The 18,559-nt window shown below is 57.5% G+C and carries 18 protein-coding genes; 15 read left to right on the forward strand and 3 right to left on the reverse strand.

Annotation, left to right across the window (positions count from 1 at the left end):
- From RHEC894_RS23365 to RHEC894_RS23415, 11 genes are all read left to right on the forward strand, one after another.
- Window positions 1-846, forward strand: coding sequence for an ABC transporter permease (locus tag RHEC894_RS23365; protein WP_085739393.1), 846 nt, complete (start codon window positions 1-3; stop codon window positions 844-846).
- Window positions 846-1,589: a glucose 1-dehydrogenase gene (locus tag RHEC894_RS23370; RefSeq protein WP_085739394.1), complete on the forward strand. Its 744-nt coding sequence runs from the start codon at window positions 846-848 to the stop codon at window positions 1,587-1,589. The genes RHEC894_RS23365 and RHEC894_RS23370 overlap by 1 nt, the downstream gene beginning before the upstream one ends.
- 11 nt (window positions 1,590-1,600) lie before the next feature.
- On the forward strand, window positions 1,601-2,368 hold the full coding sequence (locus tag RHEC894_RS23375) for an SDR family NAD(P)-dependent oxidoreductase (protein ID WP_085739501.1): 768 nt from the start codon (window positions 1,601-1,603) through the stop codon (window positions 2,366-2,368).
- 105 nt (window positions 2,369-2,473) lie between these two features.
- Window positions 2,474-3,706, forward strand: coding sequence for an extracellular solute-binding protein (locus RHEC894_RS23380; RefSeq protein WP_085739395.1), 1,233 nt, complete (start codon window positions 2,474-2,476; stop codon window positions 3,704-3,706).
- A 109-nt stretch (window positions 3,707-3,815) separates the two neighbouring features.
- A complete protein-coding gene (locus tag RHEC894_RS23385) occupies window positions 3,816-4,925 on the forward strand; it encodes an ABC transporter ATP-binding protein (RefSeq protein WP_085739396.1) in 1,110 nt (369 codons plus the stop codon).
- A 32-nt stretch (window positions 4,926-4,957) separates the two neighbouring features.
- Window positions 4,958-5,839, forward strand: coding sequence for a polysaccharide deacetylase (locus tag RHEC894_RS23390; protein WP_085739397.1), 882 nt, complete (start codon window positions 4,958-4,960; stop codon window positions 5,837-5,839).
- Window positions 5,840-5,849: 10 nt separating this feature from the next.
- Window positions 5,850-6,182 (forward strand): hypothetical protein, encoded by a 333-nt coding sequence (locus RHEC894_RS23395; protein WP_085739398.1) that lies wholly within the window; start codon window positions 5,850-5,852, stop codon window positions 6,180-6,182.
- Entirely contained in the window at window positions 6,175-7,224 is a 1,050-nt protein-coding gene (locus RHEC894_RS23400) for a GTP-binding protein (protein ID WP_085739399.1), read from the forward strand. Before RHEC894_RS23395 ends, RHEC894_RS23400 begins: the two co-directional genes overlap by 8 nt.
- Window positions 7,221-8,432: an extracellular solute-binding protein gene (locus RHEC894_RS23405; protein WP_085739400.1), complete on the forward strand. Its 1,212-nt coding sequence runs from the start codon at window positions 7,221-7,223 to the stop codon at window positions 8,430-8,432. Before RHEC894_RS23400 ends, RHEC894_RS23405 begins: the two co-directional genes overlap by 4 nt.
- Window positions 8,433-8,449: 17 nt before the next feature.
- Window positions 8,450-9,817, forward strand: coding sequence for an amidase (locus tag RHEC894_RS23410; protein WP_085739401.1), 1,368 nt, complete (start codon window positions 8,450-8,452; stop codon window positions 9,815-9,817).
- Between the two features lie 72 nt (window positions 9,818-9,889).
- A complete protein-coding gene (locus RHEC894_RS23415) occupies window positions 9,890-12,436 on the forward strand; it encodes a methyl-accepting chemotaxis protein (RefSeq protein WP_245339533.1) in 2,547 nt (848 codons plus the stop codon).
- 88 nt (window positions 12,437-12,524) lie between these two features.
- Here the strand turns inward: RHEC894_RS23415 and RHEC894_RS23420 are convergent, their stop codons facing one another.
- Window positions 12,525-13,415 (reverse strand): LysR family transcriptional regulator, encoded by an 891-nt coding sequence (locus RHEC894_RS23420; protein ID WP_085739402.1) that lies wholly within the window; start codon window positions 13,413-13,415, stop codon window positions 12,525-12,527.
- Window positions 13,416-13,546: 131 nt separating this feature from the next.
- Between RHEC894_RS23420 and RHEC894_RS23425 the strand changes: the two genes are divergently transcribed.
- The gene (locus tag RHEC894_RS23425) at window positions 13,547-14,638 is read left to right on the forward strand and encodes an NADH:flavin oxidoreductase (RefSeq protein ID WP_085739403.1); all 1,092 of its coding nucleotides are present in this window, start codon (window positions 13,547-13,549) and stop codon (window positions 14,636-14,638) included.
- Window positions 14,639-15,014: 376 nt separating this feature from the next.
- Here the strand turns inward: RHEC894_RS23425 and RHEC894_RS23430 are convergent, their stop codons facing one another.
- Window positions 15,015-15,803 (reverse strand): 5-oxoprolinase subunit PxpA, encoded by a 789-nt coding sequence (locus RHEC894_RS23430; RefSeq protein WP_085739404.1) that lies wholly within the window; start codon window positions 15,801-15,803, stop codon window positions 15,015-15,017.
- Window positions 15,804-15,929: 126 nt separating this feature from the next.
- The gene (locus RHEC894_RS23435; RefSeq protein WP_164517714.1) at window positions 15,930-16,859 is read right to left on the reverse strand and encodes a LysR family transcriptional regulator; all 930 of its coding nucleotides are present in this window, start codon (window positions 16,857-16,859) and stop codon (window positions 15,930-15,932) included.
- Between the two features lie 520 nt (window positions 16,860-17,379).
- Here RHEC894_RS23435 and RHEC894_RS33805 point away from each other — a divergent pair.
- Genes RHEC894_RS33805 through RHEC894_RS33480 form a run of 3 tightly spaced genes read left to right on the forward strand, consistent with a single transcriptional unit; the run spans window position 17,380 to window position 18,462 of the window.
- Complete coding sequence (locus RHEC894_RS33805) at window positions 17,380-17,793, forward strand: LysR substrate-binding domain-containing protein (protein WP_277545251.1); 414 nt, start codon at window positions 17,380-17,382, stop codon at window positions 17,791-17,793.
- Window positions 17,790-18,044, forward strand: a complete 255-nt coding sequence (locus RHEC894_RS33810; protein WP_277545250.1) for a hypothetical protein — start codon at window positions 17,790-17,792, stop codon at window positions 18,042-18,044. Before RHEC894_RS33805 ends, RHEC894_RS33810 begins: the two co-directional genes overlap by 4 nt.
- Window positions 17,926-18,462, forward strand: coding sequence for a tautomerase family protein (locus tag RHEC894_RS33480; RefSeq protein WP_245339534.1), 537 nt, complete (start codon window positions 17,926-17,928; stop codon window positions 18,460-18,462). The genes RHEC894_RS33810 and RHEC894_RS33480 overlap by 119 nt, the downstream gene beginning before the upstream one ends.
- Window positions 18,463-18,559: the final 97 nt, after the last annotated feature.

Genomic DNA, 18,559 nt, shown 5'->3' on the forward strand with positions numbered 1-18,559 from the left:
ATGAACGCATCCGGCATCAAATTCGGTCTGGGCACCTATACCGCGCTCTTTCTCGTCTTCCTCTACGGTCCGCTTGTGGTTCTGGCGATCCTGTCGTTCCAGACGGGGCCGGAGGGCGGCCCGCAATTTCCGATCATCGAATGGTCGACCTATTGGTACAAACATCTATTTGGCCTGACCCCACCATCGCGCATCTCGCCATTGCCAATCAACGAGGCGCTGTTCCGCTCGATGGCACTGGCGGTGATGACGATGATCGTGTCGACGGTTCTCGGCGTTTCGGCAGCCCAGGCATTCCGCCGCAAGTTCAAGGGCTCCGGTTTTGTCTTCTATCTGATCGTCCTTGGCATGATGGTGCCGGGCGTTCTCGTCGGCCTCGGCATGGCGCTGGTCGCCAATTCGTTCGGGATCGACCGCCACTGGTGGGGCACGGCCTTCGTGCTACATGTGGTCTACACCTTCCCATTCGCCTTTCTGGTAATGCTGGCGATCTTCAACCGCTTCGATCCAAGTGTCGAAGAGGCGGCCTGGTCGCTCGGCGTCTCGCCAGCCCGGACATTCCGCAAGATCACCTTCCCGCTGATCTTTCCGGGCGTGCTGTCGGCCATGCTGTTTGCCTTCACACTGTCTTACGACGAATTCTCGCGCACGCTGTTTGCGTCTGGCCGTGACCTGACGCTGCCGCTCGCCATCTATGGCACCTTCTCGGTTGAAGTTCATCCGAACGTCTTTGCCTTCGGTGTGCTGACAACGCTGTTCTCCTTCGCGTTGCTGGGTACCTATGCCGCGCTGATGACGCTGTCCGTGCGCCGCGCCAAGCAGATGGCGATCCAGGAGGAAGCGTGATGGTGGAGGAAACGCGTTCCGCCATCGTCACCGGCGCCGGCTCCGGTATTGGCCGTGCGATTGCACAAAAGCTTGCCGCCGACGGATATGCGGTGACGGTCAACGATCTTTCGCTTGAGAGGGCAGAACTGGTCGTGCGTGAAATCCAGGCTGTGGGCGGAACGGCGGCAGCCGTTGCGGGTGACGTATCCTCCGAGACCGATGCCGCTGCCATCCATGAGGCCGCTCTGGCCGCCCATGGAGAAACGCATCTGCTCGTCAACAATGCTGGCATTGCCCATCAGGCGCTGTTTGAAAATCTCGAGGTCAAGGATTTCGACCGGATGTTCGCCGTGCACGTGCGCGGCACCTTCCTGATGACCAAGGCGGTGCTGCCAGCAATGCTGAAGCGCGGCGAGGGCGTGATCGTCAACGTCGCATCGCAGCTCGGCCAGATCGGCGGCATCGAGCTTGCCCATTATTCTGGCGCCAAGGCTGCCATCATTGGCATGACCAAGGCTCTGGCCCGAGAGGTTTCCAAGCGCGGCGTGCGCGTCAATGCGGTCGCACCCGGTCCGATCAACACGCCGCTCGTGATGGAGCTTTCGGACGACTGGCGTGCGGCCAAGAAGGCCGAACTGCCGCTCGGAAGGTTCGGCGAGCCCGAGGAAGTTGCCGAGACCGTCGCCTTTCTGGCGTCGAAGGCCGCGAGCCTGTTTGTCGGTCAGACGCTCGGGCCTAATTCAGGCGATGTGATGCTATGAGGGAAGCGAAAATGACACAATTATCGAAACGAATTTCCATCGTCACCGGCGCCGGGATTGGCATCGGGCAGGCGACGGCCAAAGCTCTTGCAGCGCGGGGCGACCACGTCGTCGTCACCGACATTCTCGAGCAAAAGGGAACAGAGACGGCGCAGGCGATCGTGGCCGCAGGCGGGTCTGCCGAGTTCGCGCTCTACGACGTCCGTTCCACGCAGGCGACGGACGCCCTGGTTGCCGATATCGAAGCCCGCCATGGCGGTATCGACGTTATCGTCGCCAATGCCGGTATTGCGCACCGCACGGCGCTTTCGGATATCACCGACGAAAAGTGGGACCTGACCTTCGACATCGACCTAAAGGGCATTTTCCGGCTGGTGCGGGCAGCGGCGCCTAGCATGCGGGCGCGAAAATCCGGCAGCATTGTCGCGCTCTCGTCGATCATGGGCGTTGCCTATGGGTGGGACGAGCATGTGCATTATTCCGCCGCCAAGTCCGGCGTCATCGGTCTCGTTCGGGGCCTGGCCGTCGAGCTGGCCCGCGACGGTGTGCGGGTGAACGGCATCGCGCCTGGATATATCCGCACGGCGCAGCTGTTGTCGGAGGAAAATTCGCTGGGTCCGGCAGGCGCTGAAAAAGCCGCCGAATTCATTCCGATGGGGCGGCTCGGAACGCCCGAGGATATCGCGGATGTCATCACATTTCTGGCTTCGGATAACGCAAGATACATGACCGGTCAGACACTGGTTGTGGATGGAGGCCTCCTCGTGGGCCGATACTGATCGCTCAGGTCCTTTGATCTTAAAAGATCAGGGGTGGGGCAAGCATACCGGCAAGCTTCGTCGCAACGGAGCTCTGGGGAACAAAACACAAACTGGAGAAGAGACATGTCCAAAATGGAAATAAATCGCCGCTCCCTTTTGAAACGGTCAGCGGGCGTCGCGGCGCTTGCTATCGGAGGCGGAACGCCGTTTCTGTCATCGCGCACCGCTTTTGCGCAGGCGGCCGATATCAGTAGTCAACAACTCCGCACCATCGGTCTTTCGGTGACGGTTCAAGAGCGTATCCTGGCTGATTTCAAGAAGGCTTCCGGCGTCGGTTCTACATCCGGAACGGCAGCGACTTTCCCCGACGCCCAGACCAAGATCCTGTCTGGTTCGAAGGACTACGACTGCTGGGAGATCATTGCAGAGCGCCTGCCTTCGATCGTTATGACGAACAACGTCGAACCGATTGCGGCCTCCGACATCAAAAACTGGGCAAGTATCCGTGACGTGTTCACAAAGCCGAACGAAAAATGGGAACGTCGTTCCCAGATCGTCGGCCAGATCTGGTCCGACGAGAGCCAGACAAGCCTGAATATGGTGCCGGTGGTCTACAATTACGATTCGATCGGCTATAATCCCGACGTCGTTTCCGACGAAGAGGCCAATACCTGGGCTGCCATCTTCGACCCAAAGTGGAAAGGCAAGTCGGGGCTGAACACCGATCCTCTCATCGCATTTGGCCAGGCCATCCTCGCCATGAACACTCTCGGCCTCTCTAACGTGGTCAACCCGGGGAATGCCAGCGTCGACGAAATCGACGAGGCTGCCAAATTCCTTATCTCGAAGAAGAAGGAAGGTCAGTTCCGCGCGCTTTGGGGCGATTTCGGCGAGCTCGTCAATCTCATGGCGTCGGGCGAAATGGTGGTTTGCGATGCCTGGCAGCCGGCCGTCATGGCCGTGAAGGCACAGGGCAAGCCGGCTAAATACGCTATCCCGAAAGAGGGCTACCGCGCTTGGGCCATCGGTCCCTCGATGATCGCGGGAACTCCTAACAAGGAGGCCGTCATCGCCTACGCCGACTACTGGCTCTCCGGCGAGCCCGGCATCGCCGTTTCCGAGCAGGGATACTATTCACCGTCGACGAACATCAAGAAAGTTATGGCGCCGGAAAAATACGCCTTCTGGTACGAGGGCAAACCCTGGGTTGGAGCAGCCGAGCGCGGAATCAAGGAGGGCGATCTGCGAGACGGCGGCTCTCTGGAGACCCGCGCTGCGAACGTAGCTTACTGGCACCAATGGCCGGACGAATACGACCACCTCATCCAGAAGTGGGACGAGTTCCTCAGCGCCTGACCGGTGTTTCCCCCGCGCCATTGACGCCCAACGGCCGGCGACGCAAGGCGCCACCTAGGCAGGCAGCTTCGGCTGCCTGCTCTTTCCATCAAAACCCGGAGTTACACACATGAGCTATGACCTAGAGCTTACGCGCGTCGGTAAAGTCTATGATAACGGAACGCCGGCTGTCATAGATTTCAACCTGGCTGTTCAAAAAGGCGAGTTCATCGCGTTCCTCGGACCGTCCGGTTGCGGCAAGACGACGACCTTGAGGATGATCGCAGGTTTTGAAGGCATCTCTTCCGGCGATATGATGATCAAGGGCGTGCGGATGAATGATGTTTCGCCGCAAAATCGTCCGACGTCGATGATTTTCCAAAACTATGCGCTTTTCCCGCATATGACCGTGCGCCGCAATGTCGGCTATGGCCTGGAGGTCAAGGGGATGGCGAAAGGCGAACGCGACGCCAAGGTAGATCGGATCCTCGCAACGCTAGGGCTGGAGGATATTGCCGAGCGCAAGCCGGACAAGTTGTCTGGAGGCCAGCGCCAGCGCATCGCGCTTGCCCGTGGCCTCGTTGTCGAACCGCATATCCTGCTCTTGGATGAGCCGCTGGGTGCGCTTGACGCCAATCTGCGCAAGGCGATCCAGAACGAGCTGAAGCTGCTTCAGAAGACACTCGGCATCACTTTCATCTTCGTCACTCATGCCCAGTCGGAGGCGCTGGCATTGTCCGACCGTATCGTCGTCATGAACCAGGGCCGTGTCGAGCAAATCAGCCCGCCACACGAGCTTTACACTCGGCCGAACACGCCGTTCGTAGCGCAATTCATCGGGCGAAACACGATCTTTCAGGGCACCGTCAAAGGTCGGGAGGAAGGCTCTGTCATGGTCGAGACACCTTTCGGCGTGCTCGCCGGCAATTCGAATGGGACCCTCGTCGACGGAGCGGCGGCAAGCGTCGTGATCCCGGCCGAATCCATTGATGTTTTCAAGCCAAACGACCCGGAATGCGCGCGTCGCGACGAGCGTTTCCAAGGCAATGCCGTCGGCGCGATTGTAACGAGCTTCGATGTCGTTGGTCACGTGTCGCAATTAGGGGCCAAGCTGCCCGACGGCAGGTCGGTGGCATTGGAGGCTCATACAGACAAGTATCCTCCCGGGAAGTTCTCGGTCGGGGCAGACGTCATTCTCTCATGGCGACGGAGTGAGGCGACCGTAATACCCGCGCACTGAGAAATAGCAAAAGGATAAAGGAGAACTATCACATGGCAAAAGAAATATTCTGCAGCTTTGGGGTCGATGTGGATGCCGTGGCCGGCTGGCTAGGTTCCTATGGTGGCGAGGATTCGCCGGACGATATTTCGCGGGGCCTCTTCGCCGGTGAAGTGGGCAGCCCTCGCCTGCTGAAGCTCTTCGAGCGTTTCGGCATCAAGACTACATGGTTCATCCCTGGCCATTCCATCGAGACATTTCCCGAGCAGATGCAGGCCGTCGCCGATGCCGGCCATGAAATCGGCATTCACGGTTATACCCATGAGAACCCGATCGCCATGACCCGGGAGCAGGAAATCCAGGTTCTCGACAAGTGCATCGAGCTGGTTACCAAGCTCTCCGGCAAGCGGCCAACCGGCTACGTGGCGCCATGGTGGGAGTTTTCCAACGTCACCAACGAATTGCTTCTGGAACGCGGCATCAAGTATGACCATTCCCTGATGCACAACGACTTCACCCCCTATTACGTCCGAGTTGGCGACAGCTGGACGAAGATCGACTATTCGAAGAAGCCTGACGACTGGATGATCCCGCTGAAGCGCGGACATGAGACCGACTTGATCGAAATCCCGGCGTCCTGGTATCTCGACGATCTGCCGCCGATGATGTTTATCAAGAAATCGCCCAACAGCCATGGGTTTGTCAATCCGCACGACATCGAGCAAATGTGGCGCGACCAGTTCGACTGGGTCTATCGCGAGATGGACTATGCTGTGTTCCCGATCACCATCCACCCAGACGTGGCAGGACGGCCGCAGGTGCTGATGATGCTGGAACGGTTGTTTGCCCACATGAGCAAACATCCGGGCGTGAAATTTGTAACGATGAACGAAATCGCCGACGATTTCGCGGCCCGTTTCCCGCGCGCCAAGTAAGGACGGCAGGATGTGCTCGCTCTGCGGTATTCTGGGAGGCAACGAACATTGGGCGGATGCCGTGGCGCGGCCTGGCGTCTATACCCGTGCCGCGAACGGGATCGATCGGCGGCGCGAGCGCGCTCGCCGCGTCGTCATCGCAAACCGGATTCTGGGTCATTTCGCGCTTACGATTTCCGATTGGCAGGGGACAAAATATCTTCTCTCGACACGGACCGGAAAGACAGAAATCATCGATGATCTGGGACATCTCTGGCCGGCGGCCGAACGGCTCGCCGGCCGTCCCATCGACCCTCTGGACAGCGTGCTCATCACTAGAATAAAGGCCGAATCCCGTGGGTGAGCCCTTTCCTGCATTCACGCCGGTGACTTTGCTCACCGGCTTCCTCGGCTCCGGCAAGACGACTTTGCTGAAACGTCTTCTGACCGATCCGGCACTTGCTGGCTGCGCGGTGCTCATCAACGAGTTTGGCGAGGTCGGTCTCGACCACTATCTGCTGGAACGGATCGACGAGACGATGGTACTCCTGCAATCGGGCTGTTTGTGCTGCACCGTGCGCGGCGAACTGTCAGAGGCGATCCGCGACCTCCACTCGAAACGGGAGCGCGGGGTGGTTCCTCCCTTCGACCGGATTGTCATCGAGAGCACCGGCCTCGCTGACCCCTTCCCCGTGCTATCGACTCTTAAGGCAGATCCGGTCCTCAGGCATCATTTCAAGGCCTCAGGCGTCGTTACCACAGTCGATGTGGTAAATGCTGACGCGCAGTTGGTTGGCTATCGTGAATCCGTTCGCCAGGTGGCGATCGCGGATGTTGTTGTCTTGACCAAGACTGACATCAGCGACCCGGCGCAGACCGAACTCGTCAAGGAAATGGTTCGAAGCATCAATCCAGACGCGCCAATCTTGCAGAGTGTGGATGGAGACCTCGCCATCGGCATTCTGATGGATCCGACAACGCTTACGCGGTCGGACGCGCTACAGTCGCCCGGCGGCTTCTATTGCGATGAGGGTTGGGTTGGCCCCACGGCCCTCGGCCATGCAGACCGTATCCGGTCCTTCGTCCTCGTCTTCGACGGAGCTGTCGATTGGACGACCTTCGGCGTATGGCTCACAATGCTCCTCAACCGCCATGGCGACCGCATCCTGAGGGTCAAGGGCATCCTCAATATCGAAGGCGAGGAATTTCCCGTGGCGATCCACGCCGTGCAGCACCTGGTCCATCCCCCGGTCCACATGCGGTCCTGGTCCGACAGGGAGCAGCGCTCGCGTATCGTCTTCATCGTCGACGGTATCGATTGCTCCGCCATTGAACAATCGTTCAAGACTTTCCACAATATTGCGGACGCGACGCCGAGCCAAGAATGGGAACCGAGCCTGGTATGAGAACGGATACATCAAACGAACTAAGCGCACCTGCGGTCCACACCGGCGGGCGCATCAAACTTCGGATCTTGGGAACCGAGATCTCACTCCTCGATCAGTTGCGTTTGGGCGCTCAATGCGATCTCGGGATGGACATCGAATTCAACAATCAGGATTTCATCACGGCGCAGCACACAGCTGCTCTCGAGCCGGATACCTACGATATATATGACCAGTGCTTCCATAACCTCGACATCGTCTGGTACTGGCGCGCGGTGCAGCCGATCGATTTGTCCCGCATTCCATTGTGGGACGAGGTCACCGACCTGACTAAGGCCGGGCGCATCGGCCCGAACGCTCGGATCGGTCAAGGGGATGCTCCGGTCAAGAAACTTTACGTCCAGCCCGGCTTTGCCCTTTCGGATCGGCCCTCGGACAGCATCTCAATGCTGCCGACAACCCATAACTTCGACAGCTTCGCCTATCGAAGCGACATGTCACACGCCAATCAGATGAGCTCGTGGGCACAGCTTCTCGATCCGCGGTGGCACGGAAGCGTCGCGCTCGTAAACGAGCCCGCGATCGGAATATTCGATGCCGCCCTTGCGGCACAATCCGCTGGCCTTATGACCTTCGAAAACATCGGCAACATGACCATTGCCGAAATAGACCGCCTTATGGACATTCTTGAGGATCGCAAGAAGGCGGGATTCTTCTGTTCGTTCTGGAGGACTGCCGAGGAGGCTGCAAGCCTTATGATTGCAGGCGACACCAAAATCCAGTCCATGTGGTCGCCGGGCATCAGCCGCCTTAACTTGGTCGGCGTTTCGGCGGAACTTGCGAATCCCGCAGAGGGGTACCGTGCATGGCATGGCGGCCTGTGTCTCGCCAAGCACCTTTCCGGTCGGACGCTGGACGCAGCCTATGAGTACCTGAACTGGTGGATTTCCGGCTGGCCGGGCGCTGTCGTCGCGCGGCAAGGCTACTATATTTCCACCCCCGAACGGTCCCGCCAGCATATGACGGAGGCCGAGTGGAATTATTGGTACGAAGGGCTACCGGCTGAAGTCGACCTGCCCGGGCCAGACGGCGTCACCCGCGTCAAGGCTGGCGCCGTGCGAAGCGGCGGCGCTTATCTGCAACGAGCAAACGCGATCGCAGTGTGGAATACCACCATGGACGAGCATAACTACCTGGTCCGTCGCTGGACACGGTTCATGGCCTCGTGAAGCGCGGAAGATAGAATATGGTTCAATCCTACGGTTCAATGTCGATTGCCCAGCTTTCCGTTCTCATCCAAAGCGGTCATACCGATCCGGTCACGGTCATCGAGCAAATTCTGGAAAGCATCGCTAGTTTCCCAGATGACGCAGTTTTCATCGAGGTTACAAGCGAACGGGCAATCCGTGAGGCGAAGGAGTCTTCCAAGCGGCTTCGCGACGGCCGGTCGCTCGGTCTCCTTGAAGGCGTTCCGGTTGCCTGGAAGGATCTCTTCGATCTGGAGGGGACGATCACTTCGGCAGGATCCAAGCTCCTGCGGCGGGACCATGCACCAGCTGCGGCAGATGCGGCCGTGGTCGCCCGATTGGCCCTTACCGGCATGGTGTCGACCGGCCGGGTGAACATGAGCGAGCTTGCTTTCTCCGGATTAGGGCTAAACCCCCATTTCGGCACGCCGCTAAACCCGCTCAGTCGCGACGTCGATCGGATTCCCGGCGGGTCATCGTCGGGCTCCGCGGTCGCGGTCGCGGCGGGGCTGGTGCCGGTCTCTATCGGCTCGGATACGAGCGGTTCCGTTCGAATACCCGCCGCCTTCAATGGTCTCATTGGTTACAAGGCGAGCCGTGGCCGTTACCCGATGCAAGGGATCTATCCGCTTGCGGACAGCTTGGACTCGCTCGGTCCATTGGCTAGATCTGTTCAGGATGCTTGGTGGATCGATGCTGCAATGCGCGGCGCGACGCCATCCGTCGGTGCGCCCTGCCCCGCATCGGCGCTCGAAATCGTCATTCCCACAAATGTAGTCTTTGACGGAGCCGGTGGGGACGTCGTCAAGGCCTTCGAACTGGCTCTCGATCGCCTCAGCGTCGCGGGCGCTAAAATCGTGCGAGAGCCCATTCCGGCTCTAACGGAACTACTAGACACTATGGCACAGTACGGGTCACTCGTGACCGCCGAGGCCTACGCCTTTCATGAGGCGCGCATCATCGGTCCAGACGCTAGGTTGATCGATCGTCGAGTCGTCAAACGAGCACTGGCCGGTCAAAAGATCACGATGCCAGACTATGTCGCGCTTCTCGCAGCGCGCAGACGCATGACTGGGGAAGTCGAGGCTCAGATCGGCTCCAGGCTCGTTGCTTTTCCAACCGTGGCGCATGTCGCGCCACCGCTCGAAGGACTGGAAAAGGACGAAGACGCCTTTTTCGCCATGAACGGGAAAACGCTGCGGAACACCTCACTCGGCAGCTTTCTCGATTGGTGCGGCATATCGATCCCATGTGGCACGGGCGAGGCGGGCATGCCTGTGGGTTTCCTGATTTCAGGCTCGAGGGGACAGGACGAGACATTGCTCTCAGCCGCTCTCGGCATCGAAGGCATCGTCCGCGGATCGTGACGGTCGTTCCCCGCGGGTCAAAACGCCGTAACAATACAGCCCGGACATGACCGGTTTCCAGAAGGGGTAATAATGTTTGCCATGAGTTTCGATAGGCTTTTACGGCGTTTCAGGATTCAGACCAAGGTTCTGATCTTCATATGTCCGTTCGTGATCAGTATCGCAGCCGTCGGCGTGACCGGGCTATATGTATCCGGTCTGCTGCAGGGACAGATGGATACGTCGGACAAATTGCTCCAGTCGCTTTCCGGCTTCCGTGACGTCTCTTCGGACATGGAGGCGTTCCTGGCCCAGGCTACCGTGCAAAAGCGTGACGCCGTCGTTCAAAAACTAGCGGATCAACATAACATGCTGGTCGCAATGGAGGCCGGCGCGGATGCTGGGGATCGCCAGCAATTGCAGGAAGCCATGGCCGCGGTTCAGCGGGTCTCCTCCCAGATGGGCGATCTCTGGACACTACATCAGACGGAAGTCGGTCTTGAGGCGCAGTTGCAATCCGGTCTTGTTTCGTTGGGCAAGAAGCAGGCCGATCTTTCGCGGGCCACGTCACAGGTTCAAGGCGAGACGGCAGAGCGTCAGCGAAGCTCGATGAAGAAACTGCGCGCGGCAGAACAGCTCAATACGGGCCTGCCTATGATCGATGCCATAGCAACACAGTACACCAAGGCGAATGATGCTCTGACGAAGCAGGCCGTTATCCGGGAACACGTCAAAGAGTTGCGTGTACTTGAGAAGCTTGTTCGCGATGGACTGGCTGACGGAGATAAGTCTAAGGTCGACGGGTTCTTCGTCGCCATTGATCGCATTGCCGCGGCGGCAGATAACGAGCCTCTCGCCGATCAGGAGGAAAGCCGACTTGATAGCGACATTGTCGGCTTGCGCCAGTTCAAGTTTCAGTTCTCAGTCGCGGCGTCGCGAAAAGTAAAGGAATCGACGCAGGAACTGTCTCAGCTGAACGGGTCTATCGTAAAGGTGAACGGCCTCGCCGCTTACAGCCGCAAGCTTATCAATTCTGGATACGACATCCAGATCGTCCTAGCCAAGTTCATCCTCAGTCCCTCCCCTGAGAACCTCGAGACTGTTCTACGCGATATCGAGAACGCACGGAAATACACGATCGATCTAGCGATCGGATCATCTTCGCAGCTTATCGCCGATCGAATGAATGTGAAAGCCGAACTGATCCCAATCCTCAACGACATTGAAGCAAACAGCCGTCAATTCGCGACGATTTCGGAAGAGCGTCATCGGGACTTTGGTTCTGCAGCCGCGGAGATCGATACGATTTGGAAACAACTCAACGCCTTTGCGGAAACGCAGAAGCGCTCAGCGGGAGAAGAGCGTTTCAAGGCAAACGGTATTTCGATGAGTGCGTCTCTCCTTGGGGTTCTGATCGCGGTTTTCGCGGGCATCGGACTCGTGATGACGTTCAAAGGCCCCATACTCCAAATTACATCGGCCATGCGAAAGCTCGCGGATGGAAAGCTCGATACCGCCATTGCCGGCGAAGAGCGCGTTGATGAACTCGGTGAGATGGCTCGTGCTTTGGGGATATTTAAACAAAACGCTGTGGCAAAGATTGAGATCGAACAGCAAAGCGAAGTGGAGCGGGCGTCCGCAGAGGACATGCGACGCCACAACGATGAAGAGAAGCAGAGGATTGCAAATCAAATAGACTTTGCTGTCGCGGCGCTCGCGTCGGGCCTCGGACGGCTTTCGAGCGGCGACATTTCCGAACTTATCCAGACTCCGTTCGATGGTCGGCTTGAGCAACTAAGGAGCGATTTCAACTCCTCGCTCGGCCAGCTTCAGCAGGTCATGGGGAATATCCGCAACAACAGCCTCTCTATACAAGGCAACGCCGCTGAAATAAGCAAATCGTCCGACGAACTGTCCAAGCGCACAGAGCAACAGGCTGTGGCGCTCGAGCAAACGGCTGCGGCTGTGGACCAGATCGCCACCACCGTTCGCTCTTCCGCCGAACGAGCTGCGGAGGCGAACCGTATCGTTGTCGAAACCAAGCTATCAGCGGACGCGTCCTTCACGGTTGTTGAGAGCGCCGTTTCTGCGATGGCACGCATCGAAAACGCGTCGGGCAAGATCGTTCAGATAATTGATGTCATCGACGACATTGCGTTTCAAACCAATCTCCTTGCCTTGAACGCCGGGATCGAGGCAGCGCGCGCAGGCGAGGCCGGAAAGGGCTTCGCGGTCGTGGCCCAGGAGGTGCGGGAGCTTGCCCAGCGTTCGGCGGATGCCGCGCGCGAGATTAAGGCATTGATCGACAGGTCCAGCGAGGAAGTGTCCTCAGGCTCGTACTTGGTGAAGCAGACAGGGGTCGTCTTGTCCGACATATCGTCCAAAATCGTGACCGTCTCGGAACAGGTTGGCCAGATCGCCATTGCAGCCAGAGACCAGTCGAAAGCGCTTGGCGAGGTCAATTCGGCAGTCAACCAAATGGATCTGATGACACAGAAAAACGCAGCGATGGTCGAACAGACCAGTGCTGCGACGCGGTATTTGTCAAGCGAGGCCGACAACCTCCTCGCTCTCATCGGCCGGTTCAAGATCGCCTTCCAACCGAAGACGAATGTTGCCAGCGGTCTCGACGCAGCCTGAGCCTCCGCCTCTAATCAGCCCACTGATCGGTTAAAGCGATGTGTGTGTTCTTGCATTGACAGTGGTTGGGACCTCGGTCTCGACCACTTCAATGATATGGCGCCGCATCCTCCCTTAATACCGGTTCCAGTAACGCTAGGAATTCACGCACGCGAACTGGCACATGCTGGTTTGTGGGAAACACTGCCCACACCGCAAGCTGCTCGGCTTTCGCGTCGTTCAGTTCGAGCTGGACCAAGCTACCCAACTGAAGCTGAGACCGGATGTCCCAATATGAAAGCAACGCGATTCCTAACCCTCTGACGCAGGCGTCAAGGACCGCAGCGACGCTGCTGGTGGCAAACGTTCCCCGCGGCCTGAACGCCTGGATTTCGCCGCCTTTCTCAAATTGCCATTTCTGCACGAGGTGTAGGTGCAGACAGTTGTGCTCTTGGAGATCATCGAGCGTTTTGGGGACCCCTCGTTTCGCAAGGTAGGACGGGGCCGCGCAGAGCATGCGGGGATTATCCGTCAGTCTCCGAGCGATGAGATTTGAATCACGCATGGGGGAGATCCGAAGCGCGAGATCAATCCCCAAGGCAACGATGTTGACTATGTCGTCACTCAAGGTGAAGTCAACGCCGAGTTGGGGATGACGCTCGAGCAGTTTCGGGATGATCGGCATCACCACCGATTGGCCAAAGACGACCGGTGCGGTGATCCTCAAGACACCCTTTGCAATAGAAGTTGTGCAGAATTCGTCGCGAGCCGAAGTTTGGGCCTCAATCATCTGCCGTGCATAGGACGTAAACTTCTCCCCTTCCAACGTCAGAGAAACCGACCGAGTCGTACGATGAACTAGCCTGGCGCCCAATTCGCTCTCCAGCGCAGCGAGCCTGCGTGATGCGGTCATGGTGGAAATTCCGAGCCGTTTAGCCGCAGAGGAGAGGTTGTTGCCTTCGGCGACTTCAACGAAAACCGCAACGTCATCAAGGTTCATCGGTATATCCAAAATCGTTAAGGCGGTTCAACCTTCATAGCGACTACCCGACCCAGGGTCTTTAGCCGATAGTCCCTCCAAATGCCTGCACTGTGGGGATTAAATCATCTCACTTAAGGAGTCGAGAAAGAATGAGCGCTGAGACCATTTTCACGAGTTTTGATATTAAGAGTGTCGAGCTTGCCAATCGGCTTGCGGTGGCCCCGATGACGCGGGTGAGCGCGACTGAGAACGGCCTAGCGACGCAGCGGATGGTCGCCTATTACCGGCGGTTTGCGAAGGGTGGTTTCGGTCTTCTCATGTCAGAGGGCATTTACCCGGATCGGCTGTACTCACAGGGCTACGCCTACCAGCCGGGCATTTCTGACGACGAGCAGGCCCAGGCCTGGAAACCAGTCGTCTCGGCTGTTCACGAGCATGGCGCGAAGATATTCGCGCAGCTCATGCATGCCGGCGCTCTCAGTCAGGCAAACATTTTCAAGGATAAGACGCTCGGCCCTTCCGCCGAGCTGCCGAAGGGCGAGCAGATGGGCTTCTATCGGGGCGTCGGCCAGTACCCGATCCCGTTGGAGGCGACCGAAGAGGATATTGCGGACGCGATCGCCGGCTTCGGCCAAGCGGCTCGCCGCGCGCTGACGGTCTCGGGCTTCGATGGGATAGAGATCCACGGGGCAAACGGCTACCTCCTCGACCAGTTTTTCACCGAGTACACCAATAAGCGAGCAGATCGCTGGGGTGGCGATATCCGGCAGCGCCTGAACCTTACGCTTGCGGTGCTCAAGGAAGTGAAGAGTGTGAGTGGGGAAAAACCGGTTGGCGTGCGTATCTCGCAAGGCAAGGTCAATGACTTCACTCACAAGTGGACGGAAAAAGAGGCCGGGGCGGAAGCGGTTTTCGGCGCGCTTGCAGATGCCGGAGCTGCCTACATCCACGTCACGGAATTCGAAGCTTGGAAGCCTGCATTCGAGGGCGGCGACGACAGCCTGGTCAAGCTTGCTCGACGTTACGCCAAAGGAGTTCCGATCATCGCAAACGGAAGTGTGACCCAGCTTGCCGATGCCCAAAAGGTCATGGAAGAAGGTGCCGACATCGTGGCCTTGGGCAAGGCAGCTTTGGCGAACCCTGATTGGCCCAATAAGGTGAAGGGGCGTGCGGGCCTTACTCAGTTTGATTTTTCGCTGCTTCAGCCTATCGCCCACGTCAAGGATGAGGAACTGGCATAACGGCAGGTTTTCCCTTGTGGAAGCCATCCAGTCCTTCACACTGCGGGGGTTGGTTTATTATTCCACGATAAGGCGGGGCCGAGGCCCCGCCGGCATGGCGCGTGCCGTAACCCTCTCTTTGCTGCCGATCGCTCACTACCCAAGGCATCGAAGTGCCTGATCGCGGCCATCCGCAAGACCTGGAGCCGCAAATGATCGATTCACCCGCCCGTGCAGGTTCGCCGGGGAGTTGGTTGTTCGATTTTGCTCTACCCAACAACCGAGATGGTACTGCGGAGTGGACCGCTGCAATTTTACAGACGGTAAGACAAAGGGGCCGGCAATTACCGACCCCATCGCTTCACTTGGTGTGGTGACTAGATAGATGATATTGCTGCTATGCAGCACCTCGGGCGACGGCAACCGATGGGGGGGCAATCCCAATGTTATTTGCGATCAGCGCTTCCCGGATCGCAATCAAGAGCTCGACCGAGCCGGGCGTATCCGAATGCACGCAGATGGATTCGAAGGCGATCTCGATATCGGTCCCATCAACAGGGCGAACCTTTCCTTCAAGGCAGGCACGGATCACCCGTTCGGCGGCCTTCTGTGGTTTGTAGTCGTCTGGCTTGCGTGTGAAAACAATCTTGCCCGTCGTATCATATTCGCGGTCGGCATAGAATTCCCGGATGACCGGGTGACCGGCTCGCAAAGCAGATTTGTACGTTTCGGAAGCGCCCATACAATAAATGAACGTGTCGGGGGCGGCGCGGCGCATGATGCCCACGAACAAAGCCGAGGCAACGTCGTTTGCCGCAAGCGCCATGTAGAGCGCGCCATGCGGTTTTACATGCTGAAGCGGCGCACCATGCAAGCGGGCAAACTCTCGCAATGCGCCGATCTGGTAGATGATGTCATTGACCATTTCCTCCGCGCTGGCTTCGATCTTGCGACGACCAAAGCCTTGCAAATCGCGGAAACCAGGATGTGCGCCAATCTGAACCTCGTTGTCTAACGCCCGGCGAATGGAAAGATCCATGAGGTTCGGATCGCCGGCGTGAAAGCCAGTGGCGATGTTTGCAGAGCTGATGAGCTTCATCAGTTGCTCGTCGCTCGTGGAACCGAGCTGCCAGGGTCCGAAGCCCTCACCCATGTCGCAGCTGATGTCGATTGTTCTCGGGCTCATGCCTTTTCCTCCTCGGATAGTTTGAAAATACAAGGGTACAGGCAGCGGTAGCCGGTTGATAATCATATTGCAGGATATTGAAATTCAGGATTTCTGATAATGACTAGGCCGCTTCGCGAGAAATGATCAAAGTGGCTCGTCGTAGACAGTTCCAGCGAGGACGCCCGAGCCCGAACGGCACACATCAACGAACAGTTTTGCGTCGCGGCTTAAACCCGAATTCCTACTCCAGGCAAGCCCAATGTCCATACTCGGCACCTCGCCGGAGATCGACGCTGCAGCTAGCCGGACGCCGTCAAGCGACCAAGGTCGATAGACCATGTCAGACAGGATCGTAACGCCAAAGCCCTCCGCCACAAGATTGCGGATCGCCTCCATGGAGGTTGTACGAAATACGACATTTGGCTCTAGACCAGCATCCCTGAAATACGCCAACGTGGTCTCTTCCGCGTCGTCGATTGCAAGCATGATATACCGCTCCATCTGGACATCGCGCAACGAGATGCTCTTGTTGTCAAGCAGCCCATGATTTGCCGGCAACCAAAGCCGTCTTTTAGATCGGACCAACAATTCGGTCTCAATCTGATCACCGCTTTCGAGCGGGGAAAGCAGGCATATCGCCAGATCAATATCACCCTCCAGGATCCTCCGCTCGATCTCGGCGCGCTTGAATTCAACAAGGTTGACTTTGATCTCCGGAAAAATCCGACGGAACCGTGAGAGCAAAGGTGTTGCGAAGTAGCCTGTCACAGTGTGAGTGCACGCCAGCGTCAACTCGCCGGCCATGTCCCTTTGCACCAGTTGAGGCGCCAACATCGCATTGACTGCGGCGGCGAGCACGTTCCGCGCATGTTGCAGAAAGATCCCTCCCTCATAGGTGAGCGTGACGCCCTTCGAACTGCGGTCGAATAGCTTTACTCCCATGTCGCTCTCGAGCGTTTTGATCGCTTCTGTAACCGAGGGCTGTGATGTGAAAAGTGCCGCTGCCGCCTTCGACACTTGCCCGGTTTCGGCAACCGCTACGAAGAATCGAAAGTGACGAAGAGAAACTCGCATGGACATCCACCTACCGACCATCAGGTTCTGGCTGCAAAGCCGTGTACGACCTGCGGCCGTGCTACTCAGGTCGATGCAGCATTATTAGCTCTCGCACGATGCCATTCACTGGCACGAAGTAACATCCGCGATTGCACTTTGAACGTCCTCGGTCCCTGTCAGCGCAGGGATCGGCCCGCCGAAAACCGTGGGTCTCGAGCCGAACAGCCATTTCCGTCAGAGGGATCTAATGCTTAATCGGGCGCATACTTCGCCCAGGGTAAAGGTAGCGCAAATAATAAAATAAGGAAATTCAATTATTTGATCGAGGATATCTGGATTTCAGATAGCGGGAATACCTCCAAGCGGTTACGGAAACAGGTATTTCACAACGTTTAGGCCCAATTTTGTTGAAATGAGAGCGAAAAAACTCGTCGGCGGATCACGGCGGCCATTAAGGATCTTGAGCAGGCAGTGGGGATTGAACTTTTCGTCCCACAGGACAAGGTGTGGAGTTGACGCTGGGGGGAAGGAGGAGGCGATGTCTGTTCGCGCTCCCTCAGCAGACTCGGACGCAGCCCTCAATGTCGCGGCGACTTACACAGTTCTCGGCTTTTCCCTGCCCTACCACATCGACCGGGTGTCGCGAATGCTTCCCAAGCTTGAAATCCGTCTTTTTGAGATGGCACGAGAGCCTATCGAAGAAGGACTGCTGGCCAACCGCTATGACATCGCGGTCTTTCTGACCTCAAACAACGTCAATCCGGACTTGGCTGCGGAAACGCATCTAAGCTCAAAGCGTAGGTTGTGGCTTTCTTCGAAACATCGCCTCCTCTCTCGCGACAATGTCGAGTTAAAGGAGATCGCGGATGAACCGTACATAATGCTGTCGGTCGATGAAGCAGCGCATACACGCTTCAGTACTGGAGTCAGACTCCCCACCGGCCGAGAGTGAAGTTTATAACATCATCGACGAAAGCTATCAGGTCCATGGTTGCAAATGGACAGGGAGTCACGATCCTGTCCGACATGATCCGTCGGGCTTGGTCGCTTGAAGGCGAGCTGATCGAAAAGATTGTCCCGATCGATGGACATCGCTCTTGCCTGGCGCAGGAGGACGGAATTCTATCCCGCAATGAATGCGTTTCGCGACTATTTCCGCCGCGCTTTCTCCGTGCCACATCACCCTCTTGGGGACCCCCATGAAGTTCGAATACGGCAGCTGCCGATATGCATAGGAAAATCGAATAATGCGGAAATGCGAAATCCGATTAGGAATGGGGGAACCATTCGGGTAACGAACCATGATGAATTTACCCTCTTGGCGACATCGCACCGTGAGGGGCAAATCGTCCTCGCGGAAAAGGAGATCCAAATGCCATTCATTCGTGTTGATTGGTTTCCCGGCCGGACATTGGAACAGAAGCGAGAGTTGGCCGAAGTGCTAACGCGAGAGTTTTCTAGGATCGCCAAATGTCGTCCGGAAACAATCAACTTTACCTTCACCGAAATAAGCCGAGAAGACTGGGGTCGCAACGGAAAGCTGTTCTGTGATTCGTACGAGTACGAAACTGAATACGGTCATGAGCCGCCTAGTGGAATCCCAGCTGACGTCGGGGAGTGATCAGGGGCTGACTTCGATCCTAGTCCGACGGAACACTGGGGTTGGCATAATCAACGCGAGAGCCGTCCAACGCGATTAGCTAACAGGGGCCGTACAC

The organism is Rhizobium sp. CIAT894 (genome assembly GCF_000172795.2).
GTDB lineage: Bacteria > Pseudomonadota > Alphaproteobacteria > Rhizobiales > Rhizobiaceae > Rhizobium.

Excerpts from the sequence above, each read along its gene's own strand:
- RHEC894_RS23365 (WP_085739393.1), top strand. The coding sequence starts at position 1 with ATGAACGCATCCGGCATCAAATTCGGTCTGGGCACCTATACCGCGCTC.
- RHEC894_RS23370 (WP_085739394.1), top strand. The coding sequence starts at position 846 with ATGGTGGAGGAAACGCGTTCCGCCATCGTCACCGGCGCCGGCTCCGGT.
- RHEC894_RS23375 (WP_085739501.1), top strand. The coding sequence starts at position 1,601 with ATGACACAATTATCGAAACGAATTTCCATCGTCACCGGCGCCGGGATT.
- RHEC894_RS23380 (WP_085739395.1), top strand. The coding sequence starts at position 2,474 with ATGTCCAAAATGGAAATAAATCGCCGCTCCCTTTTGAAACGGTCAGCG.
- RHEC894_RS23385 (WP_085739396.1), top strand. The coding sequence starts at position 3,816 with ATGAGCTATGACCTAGAGCTTACGCGCGTCGGTAAAGTCTATGATAAC.
- RHEC894_RS23390 (WP_085739397.1), top strand. The coding sequence starts at position 4,958 with ATGGCAAAAGAAATATTCTGCAGCTTTGGGGTCGATGTGGATGCCGTG.
- RHEC894_RS23395 (WP_085739398.1), top strand. The coding sequence starts at position 5,850 with ATGTGCTCGCTCTGCGGTATTCTGGGAGGCAACGAACATTGGGCGGAT.
- RHEC894_RS23405 (WP_085739400.1), top strand. The coding sequence starts at position 7,221 with ATGAGAACGGATACATCAAACGAACTAAGCGCACCTGCGGTCCACACC.
- RHEC894_RS23410 (WP_085739401.1), top strand. The coding sequence starts at position 8,450 with ATGGTTCAATCCTACGGTTCAATGTCGATTGCCCAGCTTTCCGTTCTC.
- RHEC894_RS23415 (WP_245339533.1), top strand. The coding sequence starts at position 9,890 with ATGTTTGCCATGAGTTTCGATAGGCTTTTACGGCGTTTCAGGATTCAG.
- RHEC894_RS23420 (WP_085739402.1), bottom strand. The coding sequence starts at position 13,415 with ATGAACCTTGATGACGTTGCGGTTTTCGTTGAAGTCGCCGAAGGCAAC.
- RHEC894_RS23425 (WP_085739403.1), top strand. The coding sequence starts at position 13,547 with ATGAGCGCTGAGACCATTTTCACGAGTTTTGATATTAAGAGTGTCGAG.
- RHEC894_RS23430 (WP_085739404.1), bottom strand. The coding sequence starts at position 15,803 with ATGAGCCCGAGAACAATCGACATCAGCTGCGACATGGGTGAGGGCTTC.
- RHEC894_RS23435 (WP_164517714.1), bottom strand. The coding sequence starts at position 16,859 with ATGCGAGTTTCTCTTCGTCACTTTCGATTCTTCGTAGCGGTTGCCGAA.
- RHEC894_RS33805 (WP_277545251.1), top strand. The coding sequence starts at position 17,380 with ATGTCTGTTCGCGCTCCCTCAGCAGACTCGGACGCAGCCCTCAATGTC.
- RHEC894_RS33480 (WP_245339534.1), top strand. The coding sequence starts at position 17,926 with ATGGACATCGCTCTTGCCTGGCGCAGGAGGACGGAATTCTATCCCGCA.